This window comes from Streptomyces sp. LBL (assembly GCF_029893585.1).
GTDB lineage: Bacteria > Actinomycetota > Actinomycetes > Streptomycetales > Streptomycetaceae > Streptomyces.
In genome coordinates this window covers 185,070-209,512 of record NZ_JARXYX010000004.1, presented here as the reverse complement: position 1 = coordinate 209,512, position 24,443 = coordinate 185,070, and the positions used below count along the sequence as shown (strand labels likewise).

The 24,443-nt window shown below is 70.8% G+C and carries 23 protein-coding genes, 1 tRNA gene and 1 pseudogene; 11 read left to right on the top strand and 14 right to left on the bottom strand.

What is annotated here, in order from left to right; all coding sequences use genetic code 11:
- Nucleotide 1: 1 nt before the first annotated feature.
- From M2271_RS06410 to M2271_RS06385, 6 genes are all read right to left on the bottom strand, one after another.
- Complete coding sequence (locus M2271_RS06410) at nucleotides 2-763, bottom strand: polysaccharide deacetylase family protein (protein WP_280886112.1); 762 nt, start codon at nucleotides 761-763, stop codon at nucleotides 2-4.
- Nucleotides 747-2,459, bottom strand: a complete 1,713-nt coding sequence (locus M2271_RS06405; RefSeq protein WP_280886239.1) for a lipid II flippase MurJ — start codon at nucleotides 2,457-2,459, stop codon at nucleotides 747-749. The genes M2271_RS06410 and M2271_RS06405 overlap by 17 nt, the downstream gene beginning before the upstream one ends.
- A gap of 65 nt (nucleotides 2,460-2,524) precedes the next feature.
- Entirely contained in the window at nucleotides 2,525-3,922 is a 1,398-nt protein-coding gene (locus tag M2271_RS06400; protein WP_280886111.1) for an O-antigen ligase family protein, read from the bottom strand.
- Nucleotides 3,923-3,927: 5 nt separating this feature from the next.
- Nucleotides 3,928-5,352 (bottom strand): exopolysaccharide biosynthesis polyprenyl glycosylphosphotransferase, encoded by a 1,425-nt coding sequence (locus M2271_RS06395; RefSeq protein WP_280886110.1) that lies wholly within the window; start codon nucleotides 5,350-5,352, stop codon nucleotides 3,928-3,930.
- Nucleotides 5,349-6,563, bottom strand: a complete 1,215-nt coding sequence (locus tag M2271_RS06390) for a glycosyltransferase (protein ID WP_280886109.1) — start codon at nucleotides 6,561-6,563, stop codon at nucleotides 5,349-5,351. Before M2271_RS06390 ends, M2271_RS06395 begins: the two co-directional genes overlap by 4 nt.
- A gap of 47 nt (nucleotides 6,564-6,610) precedes the next feature.
- The gene (locus M2271_RS06385; RefSeq protein ID WP_280886108.1) at nucleotides 6,611-7,762 is read right to left on the bottom strand and encodes a DUF3344 domain-containing protein; all 1,152 of its coding nucleotides are present in this window, start codon (nucleotides 7,760-7,762) and stop codon (nucleotides 6,611-6,613) included.
- 603 nt (nucleotides 7,763-8,365) lie between these two features.
- Here M2271_RS06385 and M2271_RS06380 point away from each other — a divergent pair.
- The 4 genes from M2271_RS06380 (at nucleotide 8,366) to M2271_RS06365 (ending at nucleotide 10,696) form a co-directional block, all read left to right on the top strand.
- Complete coding sequence (locus M2271_RS06380) at nucleotides 8,366-8,611, top strand: hypothetical protein (protein WP_280886107.1); 246 nt, start codon at nucleotides 8,366-8,368, stop codon at nucleotides 8,609-8,611.
- A gap of 333 nt (nucleotides 8,612-8,944) precedes the next feature.
- Nucleotides 8,945-9,229 carry a hypothetical protein gene (locus M2271_RS06375; RefSeq protein WP_280886106.1) on the top strand — a complete coding sequence of 95 codons (285 nt, stop codon included), beginning with the start codon at nucleotides 8,945-8,947 and terminating at the stop codon, nucleotides 9,227-9,229.
- Between the two features lie 113 nt (nucleotides 9,230-9,342).
- Complete coding sequence (locus tag M2271_RS06370; RefSeq protein ID WP_280886105.1) at nucleotides 9,343-9,846, top strand: tyrosinase cofactor; 504 nt, start codon at nucleotides 9,343-9,345, stop codon at nucleotides 9,844-9,846.
- Nucleotides 9,830-10,696, top strand: coding sequence for a tyrosinase family protein (locus M2271_RS06365; RefSeq protein WP_280886104.1), 867 nt, complete (start codon nucleotides 9,830-9,832; stop codon nucleotides 10,694-10,696). Before M2271_RS06370 ends, M2271_RS06365 begins: the two co-directional genes overlap by 17 nt.
- On the opposite strand, the gene M2271_RS06360 is transcribed toward M2271_RS06365, so the two are convergent.
- Nucleotides 10,681-11,304, bottom strand: coding sequence for a hypothetical protein (locus M2271_RS06360; protein ID WP_348539150.1), 624 nt, complete (start codon nucleotides 11,302-11,304; stop codon nucleotides 10,681-10,683). The two genes, M2271_RS06365 and M2271_RS06360, sit on opposite strands and share 16 nt — an antisense overlap.
- A 24-nt stretch (nucleotides 11,305-11,328) precedes the next feature.
- Nucleotides 11,329-11,433, bottom strand: a pseudogene (locus tag M2271_RS42465) (TetR family transcriptional regulator); the annotation flags it as partial.
- A 453-nt stretch (nucleotides 11,434-11,886) separates the two neighbouring features.
- Between M2271_RS42465 and M2271_RS06355 the strand changes: the two are divergent.
- Complete coding sequence (locus tag M2271_RS06355) at nucleotides 11,887-12,486, top strand: FAD-dependent oxidoreductase (protein ID WP_348539148.1); 600 nt, start codon at nucleotides 11,887-11,889, stop codon at nucleotides 12,484-12,486.
- A 63-nt stretch (nucleotides 12,487-12,549) separates the two neighbouring features.
- Here the strand turns inward: M2271_RS06355 and M2271_RS06350 are convergent, their stop codons facing one another.
- The gene (locus M2271_RS06350) at nucleotides 12,550-13,113 is read right to left on the bottom strand and encodes an AAA family ATPase (RefSeq protein WP_280886103.1); all 564 of its coding nucleotides are present in this window, start codon (nucleotides 13,111-13,113) and stop codon (nucleotides 12,550-12,552) included.
- A 484-nt stretch (nucleotides 13,114-13,597) separates the two neighbouring features.
- Nucleotides 13,598-13,900, bottom strand: a complete 303-nt coding sequence (locus M2271_RS06345) for a hypothetical protein (protein WP_280886102.1) — start codon at nucleotides 13,898-13,900, stop codon at nucleotides 13,598-13,600.
- A 68-nt stretch (nucleotides 13,901-13,968) separates the two neighbouring features.
- Here M2271_RS06345 and M2271_RS06340 point away from each other — a divergent pair, with 68 nt between their 5' ends.
- Nucleotides 13,969-14,229, top strand: coding sequence for a hypothetical protein (locus M2271_RS06340; protein WP_280886101.1), 261 nt, complete (start codon nucleotides 13,969-13,971; stop codon nucleotides 14,227-14,229).
- A 169-nt stretch (nucleotides 14,230-14,398) separates the two neighbouring features.
- Here the strand turns inward: M2271_RS06340 and M2271_RS06335 are convergent, their stop codons facing one another.
- From M2271_RS06335 to M2271_RS06320, 4 genes are all read right to left on the bottom strand, one after another.
- Nucleotides 14,399-14,833, bottom strand: a complete 435-nt coding sequence (locus M2271_RS06335; RefSeq protein WP_280886100.1) for a VOC family protein — start codon at nucleotides 14,831-14,833, stop codon at nucleotides 14,399-14,401.
- Between the two features lie 160 nt (nucleotides 14,834-14,993).
- Nucleotides 14,994-15,449, bottom strand: a complete 456-nt coding sequence (locus M2271_RS06330) for a type II toxin-antitoxin system VapC family toxin (protein ID WP_280886099.1) — start codon at nucleotides 15,447-15,449, stop codon at nucleotides 14,994-14,996.
- Nucleotides 15,439-15,708 carry a prevent-host-death protein gene (locus M2271_RS06325; RefSeq protein WP_187828868.1) on the bottom strand — a complete coding sequence of 90 codons (270 nt, stop codon included), beginning with the start codon at nucleotides 15,706-15,708 and terminating at the stop codon, nucleotides 15,439-15,441. Before M2271_RS06325 ends, M2271_RS06330 begins: the two co-directional genes overlap by 11 nt.
- A 142-nt stretch (nucleotides 15,709-15,850) precedes the next feature.
- Nucleotides 15,851-15,923: transfer RNA gene (locus M2271_RS06320), tRNA-Arg, on the bottom strand.
- Between the two features lie 322 nt (nucleotides 15,924-16,245).
- On the opposite strand from M2271_RS06320, the gene M2271_RS06315 reads away from it, so the two are divergent.
- The 5 genes from M2271_RS06315 (at nucleotide 16,246) to ettA (ending at nucleotide 24,441) form a co-directional block, all read left to right on the top strand.
- Nucleotides 16,246-17,853, top strand: a complete 1,608-nt coding sequence (locus M2271_RS06315) for a dynamin family protein (protein WP_280886098.1) — start codon at nucleotides 16,246-16,248, stop codon at nucleotides 17,851-17,853.
- Nucleotides 17,854-17,856: 3 nt separating this feature from the next.
- On the top strand, nucleotides 17,857-20,022 hold the full coding sequence (locus M2271_RS06310) for a YfjP family GTPase (protein ID WP_280886097.1): 2,166 nt from the start codon (nucleotides 17,857-17,859) through the stop codon (nucleotides 20,020-20,022).
- A 271-nt stretch (nucleotides 20,023-20,293) separates the two neighbouring features.
- Entirely contained in the window at nucleotides 20,294-20,791 is a 498-nt protein-coding gene (locus M2271_RS06305; protein WP_280886096.1) for a single-stranded DNA-binding protein, read from the top strand.
- Nucleotides 20,792-21,110: 319 nt separating this feature from the next.
- The gene (locus M2271_RS06300; RefSeq protein ID WP_280886095.1) at nucleotides 21,111-22,511 is read left to right on the top strand and encodes a thioester domain-containing protein; all 1,401 of its coding nucleotides are present in this window, start codon (nucleotides 21,111-21,113) and stop codon (nucleotides 22,509-22,511) included.
- 265 nt (nucleotides 22,512-22,776) lie between these two features.
- The gene (gene ettA, locus M2271_RS06295; RefSeq protein ID WP_280886094.1) at nucleotides 22,777-24,441 is read left to right on the top strand and encodes an energy-dependent translational throttle protein EttA; all 1,665 of its coding nucleotides are present in this window, start codon (nucleotides 22,777-22,779) and stop codon (nucleotides 24,439-24,441) included.
- Nucleotides 24,442-24,443: the final 2 nt, after the last annotated feature.

Sequence of the window (24,443 nt, the reverse complement as noted above, 5' to 3'; positions counted from 1 at the left end):
GTCACACGCCCTTCACCGGACGCCGGCGCAACCGGTGCAGCCGGTGCTTGAGATGGAGCCGCCACGCCGTGTCGTTCTGGCCGACGTGCACGCGGGGCAGGGCGTGCCGGCCGGTCAGCGGGCCGGGATCGATGGCACAGGCGTAGGCGTAACCGGCTTCGCGTACGGCGGCGGCGACACGCCGGTCGACCTTGCCGTACGGGTAGCAGAAACCGTCGACCGGAGCGCCGGTCAGCTCCTCCAGCAGCGCCCTGCTGTGGGCGACCTCGGCTTTCAGGACGCCGTCGTCGACCCGGGTGAGATTGAGGTGCGTGAGCCCGTGCGAACCGATCTCCACGCCCTCGGCGGCCGCGTGCCGGACACCGTCCGCGGTCAGCAACTCCTTGCGCGGGCCCAGCGGGTCCCACGAGTTGACGTCGCCGAGCCGCCCGGGCAGGACGAACAGGGTGGCACCGCAGTTCCAGCGGTGCAGTACCGGAAGGGTGTGGGTGAGGAAGTCGGCGTAGCCGTCGTCGAAGGTGAGAGCGACCAGGCCGCGCGCTCTTCCCCGGGCGCGGGCGTCGAGCAGTTCGCGCAGGGCCACGCCGCGCAGTCCGCGCCGGCGCAGCCAGGCCAGCTGCTGCTCCAGCCGCTCGGGTGTGACGGTGATGCGGTACGGGTCGTCCGAGCAGTCACCCACGGAGTGGTACATCGCCACCCACGGGACCGCCGCGGGGCGCACCGGGGGGCGACTGCCGGTGCCGGAATCAAGCCGAACGGCCATGTGTCAGCCTTCGTGTGACGGAACCTGCGGACTGGAGCGCGGCCGTGCAGCCCTGGGCGCCCAGGGCTCGGCCGAGCAGGACAAAGACAGCGGTCACGGTCAGGCAGCCGGCCGCGAGGCCCGCCACGGGGGAGTCCGGCCCGGCGGCGGCGAACATTCCCGCGGCCGTCGCGACCGCCGCCGCCCGCAGGGGCCTGCTCAGCTCGGCGAGAACCTGCGGGACCCGGATCGGGACTCCGCGGACGCCGGCGTGCGGCGCGGCATCCGTGGTCGGCTTCCCCGCGTGTGGCTCCCGAGCGGTCGGCTTCCGCGCGGTCGGCTTCCCCCAGGTCGCCTTCCCGGCGGTCGGCCTCCCCGCGAGTCCGGCGAGCAGCAGTGCGGCCGTGACGGTGATGCCCGCGGCGTTGGCGGCGGCGATCCCCGACACGCCCCAGGAGCCCACGGTCGCCGCTCCGATCCAGGACGTGGCGACGAGGCCCGCGGCCATCGCGAAGAACGGGTACCAGATGGGGCGTCCGGTCGAGAAGTACGAGCGGATCAGGACGCCCACCAGGGTCTGGCCGGGCAGCCCGAGGGCGTACACCCGCAGGACGTCCGCCGTCGCCGCCGTGTCCCGCGCGGTGAACGCGCCCCGCTGGAAGAGGAGTTCGACGATCTGAGGGGCGCAGGCGATCACCACGCCCATGCCGAGGAGCACCAGGCAGGACGCCAGCTCCAGGTCCCGCTCCACGCGGGCGCGGGCCCGTGCGAGGTCACCGTCGGCGAGGGCCCGCGCCACCACCGGGAAGGTGACGGTGCACAGCATCAGCGACAGCGTCATGGGGATCTGGGCCACCTTCTGCGCGTAGTTGAGGTGCGAGATGGCCCCGGCGGGGAGTGCGGAGGCGAGGAAGCGTTCGATCAGGACCTGGGACTGGCGGCACAGCGCGAACAGGAGAACCGTGGTGACCAGGACGAGGGACATCGGTCGTGCCGCGGCCCCAGCACCCTCGGTGGCCGGCGCGCGGCTCTTCAACTGTCGCCACAGGGACGGAAGTTGTACCGCCGCCATCAGGCAGCCGCCCACCGCGACCCCGGCCGCCGCGGAACGCACGCCCCAGCGCTGGCCGAGCAGGAGCATGGAGGCGATGATGCCGGTGTTGTAGGCGACGTAGATCGTCGCGGGCGCCAGGAAGCGGCGGTGCGCCCGCAGGACCGCGCTGCAGTACCCCGCGAGTCCGAAGCTCAGCACGCAGGTCGCCGTCAGCCGGGTGCAGTCGACGGCGGTGCGTGGGTCGGGCAGGCCGGGCGCCAGGGACGTGACCAGGTAGGGGGCGGTGGCGATGATCAACGCGGACACTGCGACGAAGGCGAGGCACAGACGGGGCAGGGTGGCGGAGACCAGAGAGCGGACCGGGTCACCGGGAGCGCCCTGAGCGCGCCGGGCCAGCGCCATGCTGAACGCCGGGATCAGCGCGAAGGCCAGCCCGTCCTCGATGAGCAGGGTGGCCGCGAACTCCGGCACGGTCCACGCGATCAGGAAGGCGTCCGTCTCGCTGCCCGCCCCGAACAGCCGGGCCAGCGCCTGGTCCCGCACCAGACCGAGCAGCGCCCCGCCCACCGACAGCGACGCGGTGATGAGGGTGGCCCTGGCGAGGAACCCTCCGGTGTCCGCGGCGAGGTCGCCGCCGTCATCGGTCCGCCGGACGGCCGGCATCGCGAGCACGGCCGGCCCCTTGCTCGGAGTCCCGGCGGCCTGCGGGGTGCGCGGAGGCGTCACCGTCATCGCCCGACGGCCTCCTTCACCCTCCCGGGCGTCGCGGCCGGCGTCCTGGCCTCGGCCTCTTCGGTCCCGGCCAGTGCCCACCACGCCACCAGGCCGAAGCACACGGAGGTCAGCACCGTGGAGGGGCCGCCGATGTCGCCGTACACGAAGTCGATCAGCTGCCGGACCATCAGTCCGCAGGCGACGAGCCCGCATTCCGTTCCGTACGGCGTCGAGGTACAGGCCCGGCGCAGTCGGCGCAGCCCGCCCACCAGCAGTGCCAGCCAGCTTCCGGCGAGACCGAGCAGCCCGATCAGGCCCTGTTCGCTGAGCACCAGCAGATACATGCTGTGCGGCGACAACAGCGGCTGCCGCAGGTACGCGGAGCCCGCGCCCTCGGTGTCGCTCCCCGACGACAGCTCCGGCGAGGCGTACCCGTCCCGGTACTCGGGGAAGCCCTTCAGCCCGACGCCGGTGAGCGGGCGGTCGCGCCACATGGCGGTGGCCGCAGACCACAGCGCGTAACGGTCGGCGACGGACCGGTCGGGGGCGTCGGTGACCTGCGTGATGCTGTCGATCCGCTCCTGCAGCAGCTCACTGCCGACCCCCAGGCCACCCACCAGGACCACACACGCCGCGGCCACGGCCGCCCCGATCCTGAGCGCGCGCCGGAGCCCGGCCAGCACCAGCTGCAGCGCGCAGGCCACCGCCGCCGCGATCCAGGCACCCCGGCTGAAGGACAGCGCGAGCGGGGGCAGCAGCGCCAGTGCGCAGGCGACGGCGCCGATCCGCTGCCGTGGGGATGTCTGCCCGAGCGCGAGACCGACCGCGCACACCAGGCCGACGGCGACCACCGTCGCCATGCCCATCACGTCCTGCGGCCCGAAGGTGCCGACGGCGCGGATGTTCTCGCCCTGGTAGGAGGCACCGGTCCCGGTGACGTACTGGTGCACTCCGACGGCGCCCTGACACAGGGCCAGCCCCACCAACGACCAGGCCAGCAGCAGGAAGTCGCGTCGGCCCCGGACCAGCAACAGGACGGCCGCCGGTACCAGGACGAAGATCTGCAGGTAGCGGCCCAGGCCGGTGATCCCGTCCGCGGGCGACAGAGCCCCCAGGGCGGCGAGCGTGACCCCGACGACCGGCAGGCCCAGCACCACCGCGGCGGTACGCGACAGGGGGCGCCGCCGGTCCCGTACGAGACGGACCACGCAGTACAGCACGACCAGCCCGGACACCGCGTCGGCGGGACCCGGGCCGTCTCCGCCGGCCGCGGAGGTCGGCAGGGCCAGCAGGGCCGGCACGGCGACCACGGTCAGTACCGGTGGCAGCGCGGCGATACGGAGGGGCAGCGCCGAGATACGGAGGGGCCGTGCGGCGATACGGAGGGGCAGCGGGGGCAGGGAACGACGCATGGCGGTCAGCTCCCCGTCGGCCGCACGAGCGCGGCGGCCGTACGCAGCAGGATGCAGACGTCCTGCCACAACGACCAGTCGTCGATGTAGGCGTTGTCGAACCGGCAGCGGTCCTCGATCGAGGTGTCACCGCGCAGCCCGTGGACCTGGGCGAGGCCGGTGATGCCGGTCCGCATGCGGTGACGGGCCGCGTAACCGGGGTGGGCGCGACTGAACTGCGCCACGAAGTACGGGCGTTCGGGGCGCGGCCCGACCAGGCTCATGTCGCCCCGGAGCACGTTCCAGAGTTGGAGCAGTTCGTCGAGCGAGGTCCGCCGCAGCATGCGGCAGAACCCGCGCATCTCGTGCTCGTTCGCCACGCTCCACCGGGTCGCCGCCTCGTGTGCGTCGGCCGGACGGTGGGTGCGGAACTTCAGCAGCGTGAACGGCTTTCCGCCCTTGCCGATGCGCTCCTGCCGGAACACCACGCCGGGCCCGTCGCAGATCCGCAGCACCACCGCGCAGGCCATCAACACCGGACTGATCAGCAGCAACAGCGTCCCGGACACGAGGATGTCGAGCGCGCGCTTGCCCACGCCGACGTGGCGCGGCGCCGCCATCCGCAGGCGCCGGCAGGGGAACCCGGCCAGCCGTCCTCTCGACCCGTACGAGGGCGTGTCCGTGTCGACCTCCCAGATCACGTAGCCCGATTCGGCGAGCGCCCGCAGCAGCGGTCCCTGCTCGGTCCGTACGGAGGGGTGGACGGCCAGCACCGCGGACACCCCGTTCTGGATGGTCGCCCGCTGGACCTCCTCACCGGTCGTCAGCACCGGCAGACTTCCGGTGCCGTCCGGGCGGTCGGCGACGACGCCCACCGGGCGCACCCCGCACTCCGGGTGCCGCAGGACGGCCGCGGCCACGCGCTGCGCCGTCGCCGCCGGGCCGATGACGAGCGCGGTGTGCGGGTGCCGCAGCAGCGCCGTGCGACGCCTCGCGTGCACGGCCCCGCGCAGCGCGCAGCCCACCGCCGCCTGCACGGCGAAGCCCGCCAGCAGGATGTGGACAGACAGCGCGTGGTCCGGCCGGTAGGCCGCCATGAGGGCCGCGAGCGCCAGCCAGGTCACCGCGATCCGGCCGCAGACGGCGGGCAGTTCGTCCAGGATCCCCGCCGGCGGTCGCACGCCGTCCGGGCGCGGCAGCAGCGACGCGGCCACGAGCAGGCTCACGGACAGCGCGGGAAGCGGCGTTCCGAGCAGCGTCAGGCCGGCCGGCAAGGCGGCCACGCCGTCCGCGAGGAGCAGCGGCACCGGCGAGGCGAGCCGCGCGGGCCGCCCGCGGACGGGGTACCGGAAACCGGGGGCGGCGCCGCGGGGCGGCATGACCGAGACGGACGAGAATCCGCGGTCCTGGTGCTGGGCGCCGGGGAAGGGGACGGTGCTTTCCGCGGTCACGAGTGGATGGACTCCCTCTGCTGCTCGGTGGGCGTGAAGGGGGCCGGTGCCCATGGACCGATCAGGTCGCGGTAGAGGTCCGCCACCGCTTCGGTGGCCTGCCGCACGTCGTGCCTGGACAGCACGAACCGGCGGCCCTGGTGGCCGAGCGACTCGCGCAGCGGCGGATCGAGGAGCAGTCCGGCGACCGCCCCGGCCAGCAGCGCCGGACTCTCGGGCGGAACCAGGCAGTGCCGGGCGAGCGCGGGCGGCAGACTCTCGCGGGCGCCGTCGACATCCGTGACCACCACCGGCCGCCCGCAGGCCATCGCCTCCAGCGGGGCCAGCGCCAGACCCTCCCAGCGGGACGGCAGAACCACGAGATCCGCGGCCTGCAACCAGGGGACGGCGTCGGCGACGTCTCCCGCGAACATCACCGAGGCGGGCGCCCGCCCGCGCAGCAGCTCACGGTCCGGCCCGTCACCGACGAGGGCGAGACGCGCGCCGGGCACGTGGCGCACGACGGTGTGCCACGCCTCCAGCAGGACGTCCTGCCCCTTCTGCCGGCACAGGCGACCCACACAGACGACGAGCGGCGCCGCGGGATCGACCGCACGCAGCGCTGGCGGCCCGCCGCGCGAGGTACCGGCAGGGGCGGGCCTGCCGGGCGCGGTACCGGCCGGGGCGGGTCTGCAGCGTTGCGGATCGACGCCGTTGGGGATGACGCGCCACCGCCCGTCGATCCCGGCGCGCACCCCGGCCGCCCGCTCCGCCTCGCTGACGCACACGACGCGCGAGGCCCAGCGCGCTCCCCACCGCTCCCACCGCAGAGCGAGCGTCGCGGTGAGCCCGTCGACCGCCTGGAACGACCAGGCGTGCGGCTGGAACACGGTGGGCAGACGCCCCCGCACCGCGAGCCGCCCGGCAAGTCCCGCCTTCGCGCTGTGCGCGTGCACCAGATCGGGCCGCACCTCGTCGACCAGGCCCGTGAGGTCACGTACCTCCCGGACGAGCGACGCACCCGGCGACCGCGTCGCGTGCCAGTGCCGTACGTCCGCGCCCAGCGTCCGCAGTCCGGTGGCGAGCGCGCCGCCGGGGCAGGCGACCGTGACGGCGAGACCGGCCGCGAGCTGAGCCCTCACCAGGTCCGTCACGACCCGGGCGACTCCGCCGTCCACGGGCTGCGTGACGTGAAGGACCCGCGGCCGGGGGCCGGTTGCTGACAGATGCATGCGCGATGTCCTCGCTGACAGTGGCGCTCGGTTCGGAAGAAGTACGCTCACCGCTGGGCGTCTACGGCGGCGAACAGCGCGCCCGCCCACGCCTGGTCCTTCGGCGAAGTCAGCCGGAAGGCCAGCCGGTTGCCGCCGTGCCGCAGAGCCGGTGCGAGATCGAACACGTCCGAGTCGTAGCCGAGGGTGTTGGCGTACGCCGGCACCCGCTTCGGCTGGAACGTCCCGGGCTGGCTGATCGTGGAGTTGAGGACGTCGCCGCGCGGGTTGGCGGGGCCGGTGAGCGCGGTGACGGCGGTGCGCTCGGCACCCGCGGCCCTACGGGTGGTCGTGAGGCGGAGGCTTTCGCCGCTCAGGCCACGGTCGCCGTCGTACGTCACCAGGCCCGCGCGGCCCCCGGCACCCGCCGGGAAGCGCAGCCCGAACCTCCCGAGTCCGAGCCCCGTTTTCGAGTCTTTCGAGTTTCTCGAGTGCAGCGCGTCGAAGCCGTCCCAGAGGGCCAGACGCCGCAGCGGCTGCGCCCGGTTCTCGTACGCCACCACCAGCGTCCAGCCGCCCCACGCGCCCGCCCTCGACCTCCCCTTCGCCACATTCACCTGCGCCACGGTGTACAGGCCCGGCTTGCTGTCCCGCACCAGCCGAGTGACATTCGCCGAAGCCTGGAAGGCGTCCGCGCCGTTCGCCACGCGGTGGCCGACCACCGTGTCCGCGAGAAGCTCCTTGTAGGCCCCGCCGGGCTCGGCGATCAGCACGCGCCCGTTGTCCTTCTGCGGCTTCTGCTCACCGACCCGGAGGTTGCCGCCCCAGTACAGCCGCGCGTAGCTGACCCGTGACCCCTTGGGCAGACGGACCTCCGCGCGCGAGGAGTTGTACGTGTTGGGGTCCTTGTCGACGTCGATGTAGGTCATCCCGAAGTGGCCGTTCACCCCGGCGGCCTTGCCCTTGCGTACGGACGAACAAGAGGGCGCCTTCGATCCCGCGGTGACCGCTTGTGCCGCACGGCAGCTGACGGAGGCGTTGGCCGCGCGCACGATGCCGCCGTGCTGGAGGGCGTGGTACCGCTCCGTGAACGGGAGACGGTCCTTCTCCGGTGACGGCGGCGCCGCGGGGGCGGCCAGGGCGCCGGGTGCGCAGATCCCGGCCAGGGCAAGGGTGGCGACCGTCGCATGACGCAGCGGGGGGAACAGGGAGTTGCGCATGACCGGGGTTGCCCTTCCGGAAAGTGTGCGAGGCATGAGGGCGAGAGGAGGACGGCATGAAGGAGAGGTGCGTTCGTGCCGTAGGGGGCACGCCGGAGATGTGCAACTCTAGACGCGAAAGGAACAAATTCGGTGAAACCCGGCGAAAGTGTCGGAGTGGTGAAATGTGACCTGGTGTCTGCTCGGTCACGCCGGAACAGCCGGTCGAGGGCGAGAGCGTCCCGCTCCGATGGCGAGGGCCCCCTGCTCCGTCGGTGAGGCGCTGTCGCTCTGTGGCCAAGGCGCTGTTGTTCCGTCGGTGAGGCACAGGCGCTTCGTGGGTGAGGCGCTGTCGTTCCGTGGGTGAGGCGTTGTCGTTCCGTCGGCGGGCCTCATGGTTCGGCGGCGGGGCCGGGCTCCATGGTTCGGTGGAGCCGCTTTTCCGCTCTTCTTCTCCTCAGCTCTTCCTCGTTCGTGTCCCCGGCCTTCCGATTCCGTGTTTCCGGGATCTCATATGAGGACTCGGCAATCTTCGGGCTGCCCGGTTTCCGGATCGTCCGGGGCTCGTTGGGTAGGACGTCAGCATTCCCTCCGGCTGTTTACCTGCCGAAAGAAAGGAACACGATGAAGTCTTTGAAGGCTGCCGCTGTTGTTGCCGGGTCCCTTGTCATCGCCGGCGCAGCCGCGCCCGCGTTCGCCGTGGACACGCCGGTCTCCGGCCTGAACGGCGCGGTGAAGACGCTGACCCGGGGCACGGGCGGGCTCGACGTCGCGAAGAACACCAAGCCGGTGACGAACACGCTGCAGGACCCGGCCTCCGCTCTGACCGGTCAGAAGTCGCTGCTCGGTGGTCTGCCGCTGGGCAAGTGACGATGCCGCGGTCCTCGCTGTCCGCCGTCGCCTGAACTGGCGCTCCTCGGCTCCCCTTGGCGCTCCGGCGCTCCGGCGCTTCGAGTGTTGCTTCGAACAGGCCGATTCCGCACCGTGCGGAGTCGGCCTTCGGCGTCTTTCGGCGCGCCGCACGTCGGCCGTTCGTAGGAGGATGGGAAAAGTCGCACGGAAAAGATCATTCCTGTGGGTGAGCCTTTGCATGCGTCAGGGGAAGTTTCCCGGAAGGGAGTTTCCAGGACTCTCCGGGCTCGTTGAACGCGGGGAAGCAATTCCCTCCGGGGATTTGCGCGTTCGCCGAAGAAAGGACCCACCATGAAGTCTCTGAAGGCTGCCGCCCTCGTCGCCGGGGCCATGGCCGTGGCTGCTGCCGCCGCTGCCGCCGCGCCCGCTGTCGCCCACGACGGCACCGCGGCCAAGGACATGGGCCTTGCCGGAGTGGTCAAGGAGGTCGCCGGGGGGCCCGTCAGGGTGCAGCCGACGCAGCCCCTGAGCGCGCTCGGTACGGACGGCAAGGAGGCCCTGCCCAGCGCCCACAACGCACAGCGGCAGAGCGCGACCCAGCAGACGAGCTTCTCCCTGTTCGGCCGCGGACTGTAGAACCGAGCCGGTGCCCGCGGACAGCCGGGACCGATGTCGCTCCGAGTGTGCGGACCCTCGGTGCGACGTCCCGGATCACGTGCCGCGGGCTCCGCTGTGACTTCGGAGGAACCTTGACCAGACCGGTGACCACCACCTCGTACCCCGCGAAGCCCGTGGGGCGGCGGTGGATGCTGTGGGGACTGTTCGCCTCGGGCACCACGGCGGCGACGGCGTCGGCCTTGTCGGCTCTGTCACTCCTGTCGCCCCCGTCGGCCTCGGGACGATCGATGCCGCAGAAGGCGTGGTTCGCCGAGACGTATCGCGGGCGGCGTATCACCGTCATCGGGTACGACGTCGGCGCCCCCGGGGACCACGCCTCCGGAATGTGGCAGGTCACCGTGGACGGACGCCCGTTGCACCTGATGCGCCGGGCGGACGGCAGCTGGATGACCATGATCGACCACTACCAGTCGTATCCGACCCCACTCGCCGCCGCGCGTGCCGCCGTGGACGAACTGGGCCCCACCGCACAGCTGGAGGCGCCGGGCGGATCCGGCGGACGCGGGGACGACAGCAGTACGCCGAGCGGGCGTCCGGGATCTCTGGAGGACCATCTCCATGGTGTACACGCGTAAGGACGTCAGCACGCTCACCCGCTCCGAGGTGCGCCGGTTCGTCGACGCGCTGCTCGAGCTCAAACGCCGCGGTGAGTACGGCGAGTTCGTGCGCACGCACATCGAGCACTTCGTGTCCGACGGCGAGAGCGGCCTGCGTGCCGCCCACATGGCGCCCTCCTTCCTGCCGTGGCACCGCAAGTTCGTGCTGGATCTGGAGCAGGCGCTGCGCCGGGTGGACGACTCGGTGACGGTGCCCTACTGGGACTGGACCCGCGACCGCAGCCGGACGGCCCTGCCGTGGACCGAGGATCTGCTCGGGGGCACCGGGCGGAGTTCCGACCGGCAGGTCATGTCGGGGCCCTTCGCCTTCCGTCACGGCCAGTGGACCATCACGGAAGGGGTGACCGACACCCGGTACCTCACGCGCGATCTGGGCCGGGCCAAGAACCCGATCGCCCTGCCGACGTCCGCGGAACTGGAGGCGGCTCTCGCCGATGCCCTGTACGACCAGGCTCCCTGGGACTCCACCTCCGCCAAGGGATTCCGTAACAGGATGGAGGGGTGGGGGCCCGGGCGCCCCCCGGCGTCGTGGCGCAACCACAACAGGGTCCACCGTTGGGTGGGGGGCCACATGGTCAGCAGCGCGTCCGTCAACGACCCGGTCTTCTGGCTGCATCACGCCTTCGTCGACCTCCAGTGGTCCCGCTGGCAGCAGCGGCACCGAGATGCCCGCTACCTTCCCGCCGAGCCGCTCCCTCGGGGCGACGCCCAGCACGGCAGGGTCGTCGCATGGCAGGAGAAGCTGCCGCCGTGGGACGTGACACCGGAGGAGCTGGAGGACCACGACCGGATCTACCGGTACGCGTAGCGCGCCCGTTCCGGCCCGCACCCGCTCCCCGCGCCTGCTCCTCCCCGCGCCCGCTCCACCCCGCTCCCCGCGCCCGCTCCACCCCGCTCCCCGCGCCCGCTCCACCCCGGGCCCCGCGCCCGCTCCACCCCGAACCCGCGCCCGCTCCACCCCGGCTGCGGTGTGGTGGTGCCCGCCGGGCCGGCGCGGCGCATGGCCCGGTAGAGGGCGTCGTGTTCGGGTGAGGCGGGCAGGGGGCCGCGGGCTGGAGCCTCAAGGGACTGGATCATGAGGGCGACGACGCGTCGCCAGGCGTCGGGGGCGGCCTCGCCGGTGGCGTTGACGACACCGGCGTTGGCCATGTGGATCAGGACCAGGTCCGAGGGGTCGAAGTCCGCACGCAGACGGCCGGTGGCCTTGGCGCGGCCGATGAGTTCGACCATGCCCTCGTACGCCTCGTTGCGGCGCTGCTCCATCGCCTTGGCGGTGGGGAAGGTCGTGGTCAGGACGTCGGCGAAGCCGTAGTCGGCGGCCTGCATGGCGCAGGCGGTCTCGATGTAGCCGGTGAAGCCGTGCCAGGGGTCGGGGTCGTCGAGGGCGGCGGCGACCGCGTCGGCGTAGGCGTCCATACGGTCGGCGAAGACGGCGGCGACCAGCTCTTCCTTGGTGGGGAAGCGGCGGAACATGGTGGCGATCCCCACGCCTGCCTCACGGGCCACGGAGGCCATGGAGGCGTTCAGTCCGTCGCGCGCGAAGACCTTGCGCGCGGCTCCGTCGCCTGACCTGGTCGGCGCCGCCGAGTTCGCCCCACATGGCTCCGTCGGCGCTGCGGCCGGTTAACGCCGGCAACCGGACCCGGTGGGTCAGAACTCGACCGCCCGAACCGGGTCAGGATCCAGAACCGGGATTCAGCCGCCGCCGTCGGCAGGGGGGACGCTGGGGGGGGGGCAGACGCCCGTAGGGGCCCCGTGTCGGCCGGACTCCGGCGCTGCATGGCGAATCGGCGTACGCTGGAAATCCATTCGGGCCAGACGCGGTCTGACCAGGCGAAACGCAGCCACTCTGACGTGATGTCAGTGGCGCCCCCGGCAGGTGCCCCAAAACATGGCTGGTCACGCGCACGGCGCTGACCTGCGGATTTGCGCGACGGTGCGGGTGGAGGGTCGGACGCGGCTGGTGCCGGTTGTTCCGGAAGCGGGGCAGTAGGTGCAGTGGGCGCTGTTCAGCGGCCGGGCTTGCTGTGGTCGCAAACCTCGGGAAGCCACACACCAGCGCCCCAGAGGGCGGGCGGCACCCTGGAGCAGCGCACCCTCGCCTCCCTCGACGACATCACCGAGGCAGCGGCCGTCGTGAACTGCTCCGGGATGGGCGCCGCCCTCCTGGCCGCAGACCCTGAACTCCGGCCCATCCAAGGCCAGCACGTCGTCGTCGAGAACCCCGGCATCACAGAGTTCTTCTCCGAGGACACCGGGTACTCCCCGGAACTCGTCTGTACTTACCCGCACGGCGACACCATCGTCCTGGGAGGTACGGCGATCGAGGATGAGTACCTCGCCGAGGCTGTGGAACCGGCCGCGCGCGGCGTTGTCGATCGCAACGCGGCCATCGATCCTCGCCTTGCCAAGGCCCGCGTCATCGAGCACCGCGTGGGACAGCGGCCGACGCGCCCCGAGGTTCGGGTCGAGGCCGATCACCGGCGTGCAGGAACTCCTGTGATTCACAACTACGGCCATGGAGGAGCTGGGGTCACTTTGTCCTGGGGCTGTGCGGGGGAGGTAGCGACGTTGCTCGCGGTTCAGTCCGAAGAGTGACAGGCGAAAGGAGCGTCGCCCCCGCTGAGTTCGACCGGTTCCGAGCCGTCGCTCGATGTGTGGTCAGCGTGGTGTCTCGGCAAGAACGGCGAGCTCCGAGTCCTTCATGATGCGGTCTACGGTCGCATCCAGACTGCTGTCACAACCGAGGACGGTCTCGATACCGCCGGGCAGGAGATCGAGGGGCCGGAACCACTCGCGTAGCTGGCTCTCGTTGACGTCGTCGGCGATTGGCTTGGTCGCGTGCCGCTCCAACGTCTGCTCGAAGGGGACGTCAAGGTAGTAGCAGTGCGTCCGGCCCTGGTGGTCGGCGATCAACTGCTGGAGCATGTCGCCGTAGTGTGCGACGTAGAGGATGCCTTCGAGGATGACGTGGTACCCGGCGTCCAGCGCGTATCTCGCGGTCAGGTCGATCAAGCCGATGTTCGCGGCCTCCGGGCGGTCCCGCTCCCTGAGTAGGACACGGCGGATGTTGTCCTGTCCCACCAGGGCGATCCCACGGCCGAATTGAGAACGGATTCCGGCTGCTACTGAGCTCTTCCCGCTTGCTGAGTTCCCGCGCACACAGATCAGCCGGGTCTCTTCGCTTCCTACATGCATGGCGGCCAAGGTACTGCGGCTTCGCATGGTTCCGGGACGCGTGGAACCGCGTCGCTACGCGGGGACGGAGATCGTCAGGATCAGCCGGAGTCGCATGGCGCTCCGTGAGACTCCGGAGCCGCTCTGGGCAGGCACGGGCAATATCGATCAACTTCCTGACCAGCGCTTCCGGCCTTCGCCGAGACGGGTTGTCTCGGGTGGTGTCAGCACGAAGACGGCCACCCGGACCGGCACCCACGGGACCCTCGGGCGGGCCGGCTGAACCGGCCCGCCAGGGATCCCCTTGCTCCGACTCCTGGCCACGGAAGCGGAACAAGGTCTTCTGCCGGGTATGGAGACTTCGGCCGCCCCGCTCTGCCATCCGGAGACGAAGATCTTTCCTCCGGTACGACGGCTACGCCTCGCGGCCGTCCAGGGCGAGATGCGCGACCAGACGCTGCTCGGCCGCAGTGCGGCGACGGTAGAGCTGGCGCACACTCATCTCGCTGCGGGCGGCGAGATGAGTCATCGACTAGCCCGCCAAGCGGCTGCGGGCGATCAGTTCGGCCTCCGCGCGGTCGATGACTCCCTCGCTCATCGCCCGCACCAGAACCCCGAACTCCTCACCCCCGTCCGTCGAACCCGGCAGGAGAGAACCGCCCACCTCGGCGCAGCTGCCGTGGGACGCGTGCAGGCGGCCGAGCCGGACCGACGTCCCGTCCCCACCGGCAACCTCCCGGGACCGGCGCCGCTCGGCATGCCGCAGCCGGTGCACGGCCCGGTCCGCCGACCGCAGCAACTCCCAGTCCATCTCCGGGTGATCCAGGTCCACCACCCGCAGCGCCTGGGCCAGCCCGCCGAGCGCCTCCTGCTCGGCCTCCTGCCACTCCGGAGCTGATCAACTTGCTGCCCCAGCTCGGCGTCCGGCTGGGCACGCTGTCCGAAGAGGCCCAGCGACAGCTCTACGACGCCTACCGGCTGGAGGTCCGCTACCTACGTACGCGCCGCGAAATTCAGATCCAGGTGACCATCCCGGCCGCGACCGCCACCCAGCTGACGGATCTGACCGCGCGGACGGTGACCCCGCTGGCCGCCCGCACGGGCGTTGACCAGCCATCTTTTGGGCGCCCCCGGCAGGACTCGAACCTGCGGCCAAGCGCTTAGAAGGTGTCAGGGCCTAAGCGATGTGCTCACCGGCGTAGACGCAGGTCCCTCGCGAACGAAGATCGTCAAGGCGCTTGCTGTCATTTCCGGGGCACCTTTGGCCGGTTACCGTCCCGTGTGTCCTCGTCCTGACCCATGGGGGGCAGGACGAGGACACGTTCGCGGTCCCTCAGTCGATACAGAACTCGTTGCCCTCGATATCCTGCATCGGGATGCACGACTCGTTCTCGTCATCGGCAAACAGCGTTCGCACGTGTACGGCGCCGAGCGCGACCAGTCGGGCGCACTCGGCCTCAAGTGCGGCGAGGCGCTCTTTACCCACGAGTCCGGTGCCGACCCGCACGTCAAGATGCAGCCGGTTCTTGGCGGCCTTCCCTTCGGGGACGCGCTCGAAGTACAGTCGCGGGCCCACTCCTGAGGGGTCACTGCAGGCGGACCAGGAATCCCGCTGCTCACGTGGCTGTGAGCGCTTGAAATCGTCCCAAGTGGCAAACCCCGCCGGTGGCGGCGGTATGACGTACCGCAGCACCTCGCACCAGAAACGAGCGAGCCGCTCGGGTTCCGCACAGTCGAGGGTGACTTGGAACTTTTTGATCGGCGTCATCGGATAACTGTATGGGTGCGTGCCGGCACCGAGGCTCCGGGCGCCATCTCCGTGCAGACGGAGCTCTCGCGTGACGTGAGTTGGTGACGGGCGGTGGTGTCCGCGACCGGGAGTGGGAACCACCTTGGCTTCCGGCGCAGGGGCGGGGCCGGACGGGGTACTACCGGTCGTGCAGGATCTCGGGCCGGGTGACGGGCACGATGGTGATCAAGTCATCGAGGCCCTTGAAGTCGTCGGGGGTGGTGGTGAACAGGGGGAGTCCCTCGGCGGCCGCGACGGCGGCGATCATCAGGTCGGCCACACGGCGACGGGGCTTGCGGCCTGTGGAGACGACGGCGGCGCAGATTCTGCCGTAGATGCGGGCCGCCTCCACGTCGAAGGGGATGGGGTCGAATTCGTTTTCGGCGCGCTGCAGGACGTCCATGCGGCGGGCCCGCTCGGCGTGTTCGTCGTAGTCGCTCTGCTCGCCGCCGCGCACCTGGTGGGGCCCTGCGGAGAGTTCCGCGAGGGTGATGGCGCTGATGGCCATCTCGGCAGGTAGCTCGTCGGTGTCGATCCACTTGCGCAGGATCATGATGTTGGTGTCGAGCAGGCCTTGCTCGTGCTCAACGGGCATACGGGTCGTCCAACTCCTGCTCGACGACGGCGTCCTGGTCGTCGCGGAAGGCGTCCAGCGAGATGTCAGGGGCGGTACGCGACATGGCCGCGAACTCGGCGCGGGGAACGAAGCGGCGACGGCCGCGGAGCGGGATCAGCTCGCCGACACGATGCCCGTCGCGGGTGACGGTGAACGCCTGTCCTCCCTGGACGGCGTCCATGATCTCTTTGGAGCGGGTGCGCAGATCGCGCTGAGTGATCTCCGGCTGCGCTGTCATGCTGTCCACGATAGCGAAGGTGTGCTACCCGGTGCTACACCGTTACCCGCGGTTGCGGACAGGTGAAGGCGCCTGCTCTAGAGCGATGTGCATCCGGAAACGTAAAAGCCCCTCACGCGTTTCCGCAGGTGAGAGGGGTATGCGCCCCCGGCAGGACTCGAACCTGCGGCCAAGCGCTTAGAAGGCGCCTGCTCTATCCACTGAGCTACGGGGGCCGGATGTGGTGGCCTCTGTCGTGGGTGCCCGGGTGTGGGTCGTTCCGTGACGTCGCCGGGGACAAGAATAGGGCTCCCGCGTCCTTGTCCCTGTTGCTTCGCCTCCGTGACTCGATGTGGAGGTTCAGTGAAGCGCTCCCGATAATCGCAGGCAGGTACGAATCGTGCACCGCTTTTGGGGTCTCACGCCCCGGGTGTTGTGCACTCGTTATGCCTGGACTGTGCCCATGTCCCAGTCGCCCCTTCCATCCCTTGTGTCCCATCGGCGCGCAGACATGCGCATATGCTTCAGAATTCCCCTAAAATTGGGCATTCTTCGCATGTGGTGACCTTGGACGTACGGCCTCAGCTTCTCGACGCACTCTCCGCCCTGCGCGACCGTGTCGCCGCCGCTCGCTTCCCGCTGCCCCTGGCGGGGGCGGCACGCGCGCGTGCCAACCGCGACGAACTACTCGCCCAACTGGACGACTATCTGGTGCCCCGGCTGAGACAGCCCGAAGCGCCTTTGCTGGTCGTCATCGGCGGTTCCACGGGGGCCGGTAAGTCGACACTCGTCAACTCGCTCATCGGGCGCCGTGTCAGCGAGGCGGGCGTGCTGCGGCCGACCACCCGCACGCCGGTGCTGGTCTGCCATCCGGAGGACCATCACTGGTTCAGCGGAATGCGCGTGCTGCCCGACCTCACCCGCGTGTGGGTGCCCCACCAGGAACCCGGGGACGAACTCCTGCTGCCCGGCGAGGATCCCGCGCGCGTCCTGCGCATCGAGACCGCCGACACCCTGCCGCCGGGCCTCGCCCTCCTCGACGCGCCCGACGTCGACTCCCTCGTCGCCGACAACCGCTGCCTCGCCGCCGAACTCATCTGCGCGGCCGACATCTGGGTGATGGTCACCACGGCCGCCCGCTACGCCGACGCCGTGCCCTGGCACCTGTTGCGCACCGCCAAGGAGTACAACGCCACCCTCGTCACCGTCCTCGACCGGGTACCCCACCAGGTCGTGGCCGAGGTCTCGCGGCAGTACGCCGCCCTCCTCACCAAGGCCGGCCTCGGCGACGTACCCCGCTTCACCGTGCCCGAACTGCCCGAGTCCGCCTGGGGCGGCGGGCTGTTGCCGGCCAGCGCCGTGGCATCGCTGCGGACCTGGCTGATCCATCAGGCGCAGGATCCGGCGGCTCGTCAGTACTCCCTGGCCCGCACGGCGTACGGCGTCCTCGACTCGCTCAAGTCCCGGATGCCCGAGCTCGCCGGCGCCGCCGCCGCTCAGTACGCGGCCGCGCTGCGGCTCACTTCCGCGGTCGAATCGGCGTACGACAGCGAGCACGCGCGCGTGCGGGGGCGGCTGCAGGCCGGGGCCGTACTCGCCGGTGACGCCCTGAAGCGCTGGCGGGCCTTCCCGCTCGACTGCACCGCCGGTGAGCTCCTCGATGCGCTCGTGGAGAGCCTCGGCGCCCTCCTGCTGTGCGCCGTCACCGCCGCCGACGAGCGCGTCGACGACGCCTGGCGGCGCGAACCGGCGGCCGGCGCCCCGGAGCTGACCGGCCGTGACCCGTCCCTGGAGAGCCCCGAACACCGCATCGGACTGGCCGTACGCCGCTGGCGGCGGGAGCTGGAGGAGTACGCCGAGGAGGAGATCCGCGACCTCGACCGCAGCATCGCCCCGGACCCCGAGGTGATCGCCGCGCTCGTCGCCACCGCCCTGCTGGGCGGCCGTAGGGCCCGCTCGGCCGGCGAGGGCCTCGCCGAGCGGATCGGCGCACACGGGGCGCTGCGGCTCCGCGACCGGGGCGGGCGGCTGCTCGCCGACCACGTGGACCGGGTCGTGCACACCGAGCGCGAGCGCCGCCTCGCCCCGTTCGACGCCCTCGACGTCCACCCCGAACCGCAGGCCGAACTCATCGCCGCGCTGTCCGTACTGCAGAAGGAGAGGTGACCGGTGACCGCCGTCACAGACCAGGACCACACGGACCATGCAGATCACACGGACCACATGAACCACATGAACCACACAGATCACACGGGCCAGACGGGCCATGCCGACTACATGGGCCACACCGGCCACACCGGCTACACAAGCCATAGGGATCACGCAGGGTGCTCGGGTGACACGGGTCCTGAGGAGGAGCGTTCCGAAAACGCCGTCTACGAAGAGGGCAGGTCCAAGTACGGCCGCCCTGAGGAGGCGGATCCGGACAGCGAGGCAGCCGGGAAGCGACATGCCGACAAGGCCGCTCCCGAAGTTCCCGCAGCTCCGGAGGAGCCGACAGCTCGCGAGGAAATCCCGAACGGCTGCCACGCGCGCGTGGCGCGCAACAGCTCCGCCTCCGGTCATACGGACACCTCGACTCGTACGGACACCTCGCCGCCTACGGACGCTCCCGGCCGTACCGACCCCGAAGCCGGTTGGGACGACGGTCTGATCGCGCGGCGTGTCACCGACGAGACCGCGGCGCAGCCCGTCGTCATGGAGACCAGAGTGTCCAGTGCCCAGACCGTCACCCCGCTCGCCTACGACGGGCCGCTTCGGTCGCGGCTCGACGCGTTGCGGGAACTGGTGGGGCTGTCCCGTACGCGCCTTGACAGCCGGACGCTCGCGGAGGCGGGCCGGGTGCTCGACGAGGCGGTGGCACGGCGGCGGCTGTCCGGGCAGCACACCGTGGTCGCGATCGCGGGCGCGACGGGCAGCGGCAAGTCGCAGTTGTTCAACGCGCTCGCCGGGGTGACCATTTCGGAGACGGGCGTACGACGGCCCACCACCGCCGCACCCATCGTGTGCAGTTGGAGCGACGGCGCGGCGAGTCTCATCGACCGTCTCGGCCTCCCGGGTCGACTGCGGCGGCGCCCGGTGCAGAGCGCGCAGGCGGAGGCGCAGTTGCGCGGGCTCGTCCTGGTCGACCTGCCCGACCACGACTCGGCCGCGGTGCAGCACCGCGAACAGGTGGACCGCGTCCTGGCGCTGGTCGACGCGGTCATCTGGGTCGTCGACCCCGAGAAGTACGCCGACGCGATCCTGCACGAGCGCTATCTGCGGCCCATGGCGGGTCACGCGGAGGTCATGTTCGTCGTGCTCAACCAGATCGACCGGCTGCCCGGGGAGGCCACCGAACAGGTCCTCGACGACCTGCGGCGCCTGCTTGACGAGGACGGGATCGCACTGGGGGAGTACGGCGAACCGGGCACCACCGTGCTCGCGTTGTCGGCGCTCACCGGGGACGGGGTCGGTGAACTGCGGGAGGCGCTCAGTCAGTTCCTGGCGGAGCGCGGGGCCGCGGCGCGTCGGATCTCGGCCGATGTGGACGCGGCAGCGTGGCGTCTGCGGTCCGTCTACGCCACCGGGCGGCGGACCGGGCTCAGTGAGGAGGCGCGGGACGAGTTCGCCGCGCGGCTCGCGGACGCGGTGGGCGCCACCGCGGCGGGTGAGGCGGCCGAACGCGCGTGGCAGCGCAACGCCAACCGCGCGTGCGGAACCCCTTGGCTGCGGCTGTGGCACTGGCACCAGGGTCGGAGCGAGCTCCCCACCGGACGACTGCTGTTGCGTGCGCAGGTCGACGAGGAGGCCACGGCCCGTCAGCGCGTCGAGCAGGCGGTACGGACGCTCGCCGACCGCGCCTCGGCCGGGCTGCCCGCTCCCTGGGCACTGGCGGTGCGCGAGGCGGCCGTACGCGGATCGCAGGGACTGCCCGAGGCGCTGGACGCGTTGGCGGCGCGGGCCGGGTTGCCGTCGGTGCGGCCGCCGCGACCCGGCTGGTGGCCGGCGGCCGTGCTGGCGCAGGCGTCGATGACGATCCTCCAGGTCGTCGGCGGACTGTGGCTGGTGGGCCAGATCATCGGCTTCATGGCGCCGAACCTCGGCGTGCCGGTGCTGCTGATGCTGGCCGGGATCATCGGCGGCCCGCTCGTCGAATGGAGCTGCCGGATCGCCGCGCGGGGGCCTGCCCGGCGGTACGGGACGGAGGCGGAGCGGCGACTGCGGGAGGCGGCGGCCGGGTGCGGTCGGGCCCGGGTGCTGGATCCGGTGGCGGCCGAGTTGCTGCGGTACCGGGAGGTCCGCGAGCAGTACGGGCGGATTGTGGGGGCCGGGATGGGGGCGGGGCCGGGGTGAGGACTCCCCTCGTCACCCGGTCACCGGCTCACCTCGCCGACAGACCAGGACCGCCCTCGTCACCTCGTCACGGTCCCTCGTTCAGGTGAGGGAGTTTTCCACAGGCGGGCGGTGGTCCACAGGGCTCAGCGGGCTCGGCCCGGCGGAGGCAGTCTGGATTTCGCGCGATCGCGGCGGACGCGGTCGTGACGGAAGACGGAAGCAGCCGTACGGGACGAGCCCGTACGCGTGTCTGCCCGGCGTCAGCGGCCGGGTGAGGGAGGGGTTCGTGATGAACGAGACGATGGTCTGCGCGGTGGGCAACGTGGCGACGCAGCCGGTGTACCGGGAGCTGGCGTCGGGGGCGTCGGCGCGGTTCCGGCTGGCGGTGACCGCGCGCTACTGGGACCGCGAGAAGAGCACCTGGACGGACGGCCACACCAACTTCTTCACGGTGTGGGCCAATCGGCAGCTCGCCACCAACACGGCGGGTTCGCTGAACGTGGGTGACCCGGTCATGGTGCAGGGCAGGTTGAAGGTGCGTACGGAGCTGCGGGAAGGGCAGAGCTGGACCTCGGCGGACATCGACGCGGTGGCGATCGGTCACGACATGGCGCGCGGCACCTCCGCCTTCCGGCGCACGAAACCGGGGGAGGCGGTGACGGCCGGTGCCGGCGCATCGTCACAAGCGGAGCCGAGTTGGGAGACTCCCAAGTCGGAGCCGAGTTGGGAGACTCCTCCCGCCGAGCCGGCCGCCCCACAGCACCGGGAGCCCGCGGCGGTGACATGACGTCACCCACCACCGGGTCTCACCCGACCTGACGGGATCTGATGCGACCTGACGCGAGTTGAAGCGACCTGACCGACCTGACCGACCTGTGGCTTATCGGTGAATGCGTTCCGTGCGACGCCGGTGGATTTGTCGATAAGCCCTTCGTGTGGGTGGTCTCGGCGATAACGATTCCGAGTCGGATCACTGGTCCGACTGCCTCACTGGGAAGCCTGGTGCGCCCGGTCCCTAGGATGCCGAACGTAGCTCTCGGAGCTTCTGATTCTGCTGGTGGGACCGTAACCCCCACGTCAACGGGTCCTGCTCGAAGGGGAATTCTGTGTTTTCTTCGTTCTTCGCGCCGTCGCCGCGCAGGCGAGGGGCGGTCCGCCTCGTCGCCGCGACGTTGGTGTCCGGTCTCGTCGCCGCCGGTGTGCTCGCCGGCGCCGGTACGGCATCGGCGGACGAGACCGCGCAGAACCAAGGCGGGGCGACCGCCTCCATAGGCGGTCTGAAGACGTACGGCGACGCCGTCATCCACGGCGAGACCGGGGACCTGACGGTGTCGGCGGGCCTGTTCGAGATGTCCGTCGAGGGCGGCGGCATGCTGCAGACGTACTGCGTCGACCTGCACAACCCCACCCAGCGGGACGCCAAGTACCACGAGACCCCGTGGAGCGGCACCTCGCTCGGCGCCAACAAGGACGCGGGCAGGATCCGGTGGATCCTGCAGAACTCCTACCCGCAGGTCAACGACCTCGCCGCGCTCGCCGCCACGGCGCGTGTGGGCAGCGGGCTCACCGAGCAGGACGCGGCGGCCGGCACCCAGGTGGCCATCTGGCGCTACTCGGACGGCGCGGACGTCGACGCCCTCGACCCGCAGGCGGAGAAGCTCGCGGACTACCTGGAGAAGAGCGCCCGGAACATGACGGAACCCGCGGCGTCGCTGACACTCGACCCGCCCGCGGTCTCCGGCCGGCCCGGTGCGCTGCTGGGCCCGGTGACCGTGCACACCAACGCGTCCGCGGTGACGGTGGCCCCGCCGGCGGACGCCGCCACCAGCGGGGTGCGGATCATCGGCAAGGACGGAAAGGACGCCACCTCCGCGCTCGACGGCAGCCAGCTGTTCTTCGAGGTGCCTGAGGACGCCCCCGCCGGCTCGGCGGACCTGACCGTCCAGGCGTCCACGACCGTGCCGGTCGGCCGTGCCTTCACCTCCGAGAGCCGCAGCCAGACACAGATCCTGGCCGGCTCCAGCGAGTCCACGGTCTCGGCGAAGGCCGGCGCGAGCTGGGCTGCGACCGGTGCGATACCCGCCCTCTCCGCGGCCAGGAACTGCGCCAAGGGCGGCCTGGACATCACCGCGGCCAACGAGGGCGACGAGGCGTTCACCTTCGACCTGCTGGGTGCCGAGCACACCATCACGGCGGGCGAGTCCCGCACGGTGACGGTCCCGCTCCAGGAGGACCAGGCGTACGACTTCACGATCGAGGCGGCCGGCTTCGACAAGCGCTTCACCGGCGTCCTCGACTGCCGGACCCAGGGCAGCGCGACCGGCGTCACGATCCAGACCCTCAGCGAGCCGAGCCCCGTGACGGTGGGAACCACCACGGCGGACGTCAACCTCGCCGAGACCGGCGCCTCCGCCGCGACCCCGATGATCGTGGGCGTGGCCATCGCCCTGGTCGTGTTCGGCGGCGCGGCACTGATCGTCGTACGCAGGCGGGATACCCAGGGCTGACCCAGGGCTGACCGGCAAGAACCAGGAGACTGCGTCTCGGAGCCCGAACCGGGTTGCTCGGGGCGTGGGGCCCTTCGTCAGCCACCGGTGGTTCAGCGAAGCGCTTACCGAAGCGTTGGAGACCCAGTGACGAAGCCCCAGTCACCCCCAGTGAACCCCCAGCTCACAGCCCCCCGCCCATACGGGTTAGGACCCAGGGGTGGCGGTGCGGCAAGATGGGGTGTATCTGCTAACTGCCAGATTTCAAGCTGCCGGACGGTTTCTCTTGGCTGAGTACATCTACACCATGCGCAAGGCGCGCAAGGCGCACGGCGACAAGGTGATCCTTGACGACGTCACCCTGAATTTCCTGCCCGGCGCGAAGATCGGTGTGGTCGGTCCGAACGGTGCCGGTAAGTCGACCATTCTGAAGATCATGGCGGGGATCGAGCAGCCGTCGAACGGTGACGCGTTCATCGCTCCCGGCTACAGCGTCGGCATCCTGCTGCAGGAGCCGACGCTGAACGAGGAGAAGAACGTCCTCGAGAACGTCCAGGAGGGTGTCGCCGAGATCAAGGGCAAGCTCGACCGGTTCAACGAGATCGCCGAGCTGATGGCGACCGACTACTCCGACGCTCTGCTCGACGAGATGGGCAAGCTCCAGGAGGATCTCGACCACAGCAACGCGTGGGATCTCGACGCCCAGCTCGAACAGGCCATGGACGCCCTCGGCTGCCCGCCCGGCGACTGGCCCGTCACCACCCTCTCCGGCGGTGAGAAGCGCCGCGTCGCGCTGTGCAAGCTGCTGCTGGAGGCGCCCGATCTGCTGCTCCTCGACGAGCCCACCAACCACCTTGACGCCGAGTCGGTGAACTGGCTGGAGCAGCACCTGGCCAAGTACGCGGGAACCGTGGTGGCCGTCACCCACGACCGGTACTTCCTCGACAACGTCGCCGGGTGGATCTGCGAGGTCGACCGCGGCCGTCTGCACGGCTACGAGGGCAACTACTCCATGTACCTGGAGACCAAGGCCACCCGCCTCAAGGTCGAGGGTGCGAAGGACGCCAAGCGGCAGAAGCGGCTCAGGGAAGAGCTCGAGTGGGTCCGCTCCAACGCCAAGGGGCGGCAGGCCAAGTCCAAGGCGCGTCTGGCCCGCTACGAGGAGATGGCCGCCGAGGCCGACAAGATGCGGAAGCTGGACTTCGAGGAGATCCAGATCCCGCCGGGCCCGCGGCTCGGCAGCATCGTCGTCGAGGTCAACCACCTCAACAAGGGCTTCGGGGACAAGGTCCTGATCGATGATCTCTCGTTCACGCTGCCGCGTAACGGGATCGTCGGGATCATCGGCCCGAACGGGGCCGGCAAGACCACGCTCTTCAAGATGATCCAGGGTCTGGAAGAGCCCGACTCGGGCACGATCAAGGTCGGCGACACGGTCAAGATCTCGTACGTCGACCAGAGCCGCGAGAACATCGACCCGAAGAAGAGCCTGTGGGCCGTGGTCAGCGACGAGCTGGACTACATCAATGTGGGCCAGGTCGAGATGCCGTCCCGCGCCTACGTCTCCGCCTTCGGGTTCAAGGGCCCGGACCAGCAGAAGCCCGCCGGTGTCCTCTCCGGTGGTGAGCGCAACCGGCTCAACCTCGCGCTCACCCTGAAGCAGGGCGGCAACCTGCTGCTCCTCGACGAGCCCACGAACGACCTCGACGTCGAGACCCTGTCCTCCCTCGAGAACGCGCTGCTGGAGTTCCCGGGTGCGGCCGTGGTCGTCTCCCACGACCGGTGGTTCCTCGACCGGGTGGCCACGCACATCCTCGCCTACGAGGGTGACTCCAAGTGGTTCTGGTTCGAGGGCAACTTCGATTCGTACGAGAAGAACAAGATCGAGCGGCTCGGAGCGGACGCCGCGCGTCCGCACCGCGCCACCTACAAGAAGCTGACCCGGGACTGATC

What these genes read in the sequence shown, in the direction of transcription:
- M2271_RS06305 (WP_280886096.1), top strand. Translation starts at nt 20,294, where the DNA reads ATGAACGAGACGATGGTCTGCGCGGTGGGCAACGTGGCGACGCAGCCG.
- M2271_RS06385 (WP_280886108.1), bottom strand. Translation starts at nt 7,762, where the DNA reads ATGCGCAACTCCCTGTTCCCCCCGCTGCGTCATGCGACGGTCGCCACC.
- M2271_RS06375 (WP_280886106.1), top strand. Translation starts at nt 8,945, where the DNA reads ATGAAGTCTCTGAAGGCTGCCGCCCTCGTCGCCGGGGCCATGGCCGTG.
- M2271_RS06360 (WP_348539150.1), bottom strand. Translation starts at nt 11,304, where the DNA reads ATGGACGCCTACGCCGACGCGGTCGCCGCCGCCCTCGACGACCCCGAC.
- M2271_RS06350 (WP_280886103.1), bottom strand. Translation starts at nt 13,113, where the DNA reads ATGCGAAGCCGCAGTACCTTGGCCGCCATGCATGTAGGAAGCGAAGAG.
- M2271_RS06390 (WP_280886109.1), bottom strand. Translation starts at nt 6,563, where the DNA reads ATGCATCTGTCAGCAACCGGCCCCCGGCCGCGGGTCCTTCACGTCACG.
- M2271_RS06410 (WP_280886112.1), bottom strand. Translation starts at nt 763, where the DNA reads ATGGCCGTTCGGCTTGATTCCGGCACCGGCAGTCGCCCCCCGGTGCGC.
- M2271_RS06365 (WP_280886104.1), top strand. Translation starts at nt 9,830, where the DNA reads ATGGTGTACACGCGTAAGGACGTCAGCACGCTCACCCGCTCCGAGGTG.
- M2271_RS06330 (WP_280886099.1), bottom strand. Translation starts at nt 15,449, where the DNA reads ATGCCCGTTGAGCACGAGCAAGGCCTGCTCGACACCAACATCATGATC.
- M2271_RS06335 (WP_280886100.1), bottom strand. Translation starts at nt 14,833, where the DNA reads ATGACGCCGATCAAAAAGTTCCAAGTCACCCTCGACTGTGCGGAACCC.
- M2271_RS06400 (WP_280886111.1), bottom strand. Translation starts at nt 3,922, where the DNA reads ATGCGTCGTTCCCTGCCCCCGCTGCCCCTCCGTATCGCCGCACGGCCC.
- M2271_RS06405 (WP_280886239.1), bottom strand. Translation starts at nt 2,459, where the DNA reads ATGCCGGCCGTCCGGCGGACCGATGACGGCGGCGACCTCGCCGCGGAC.
- M2271_RS06325 (WP_187828868.1), bottom strand. Translation starts at nt 15,708, where the DNA reads ATGACAGCGCAGCCGGAGATCACTCAGCGCGATCTGCGCACCCGCTCC.
- M2271_RS06380 (WP_280886107.1), top strand. Translation starts at nt 8,366, where the DNA reads ATGAAGTCTTTGAAGGCTGCCGCTGTTGTTGCCGGGTCCCTTGTCATC.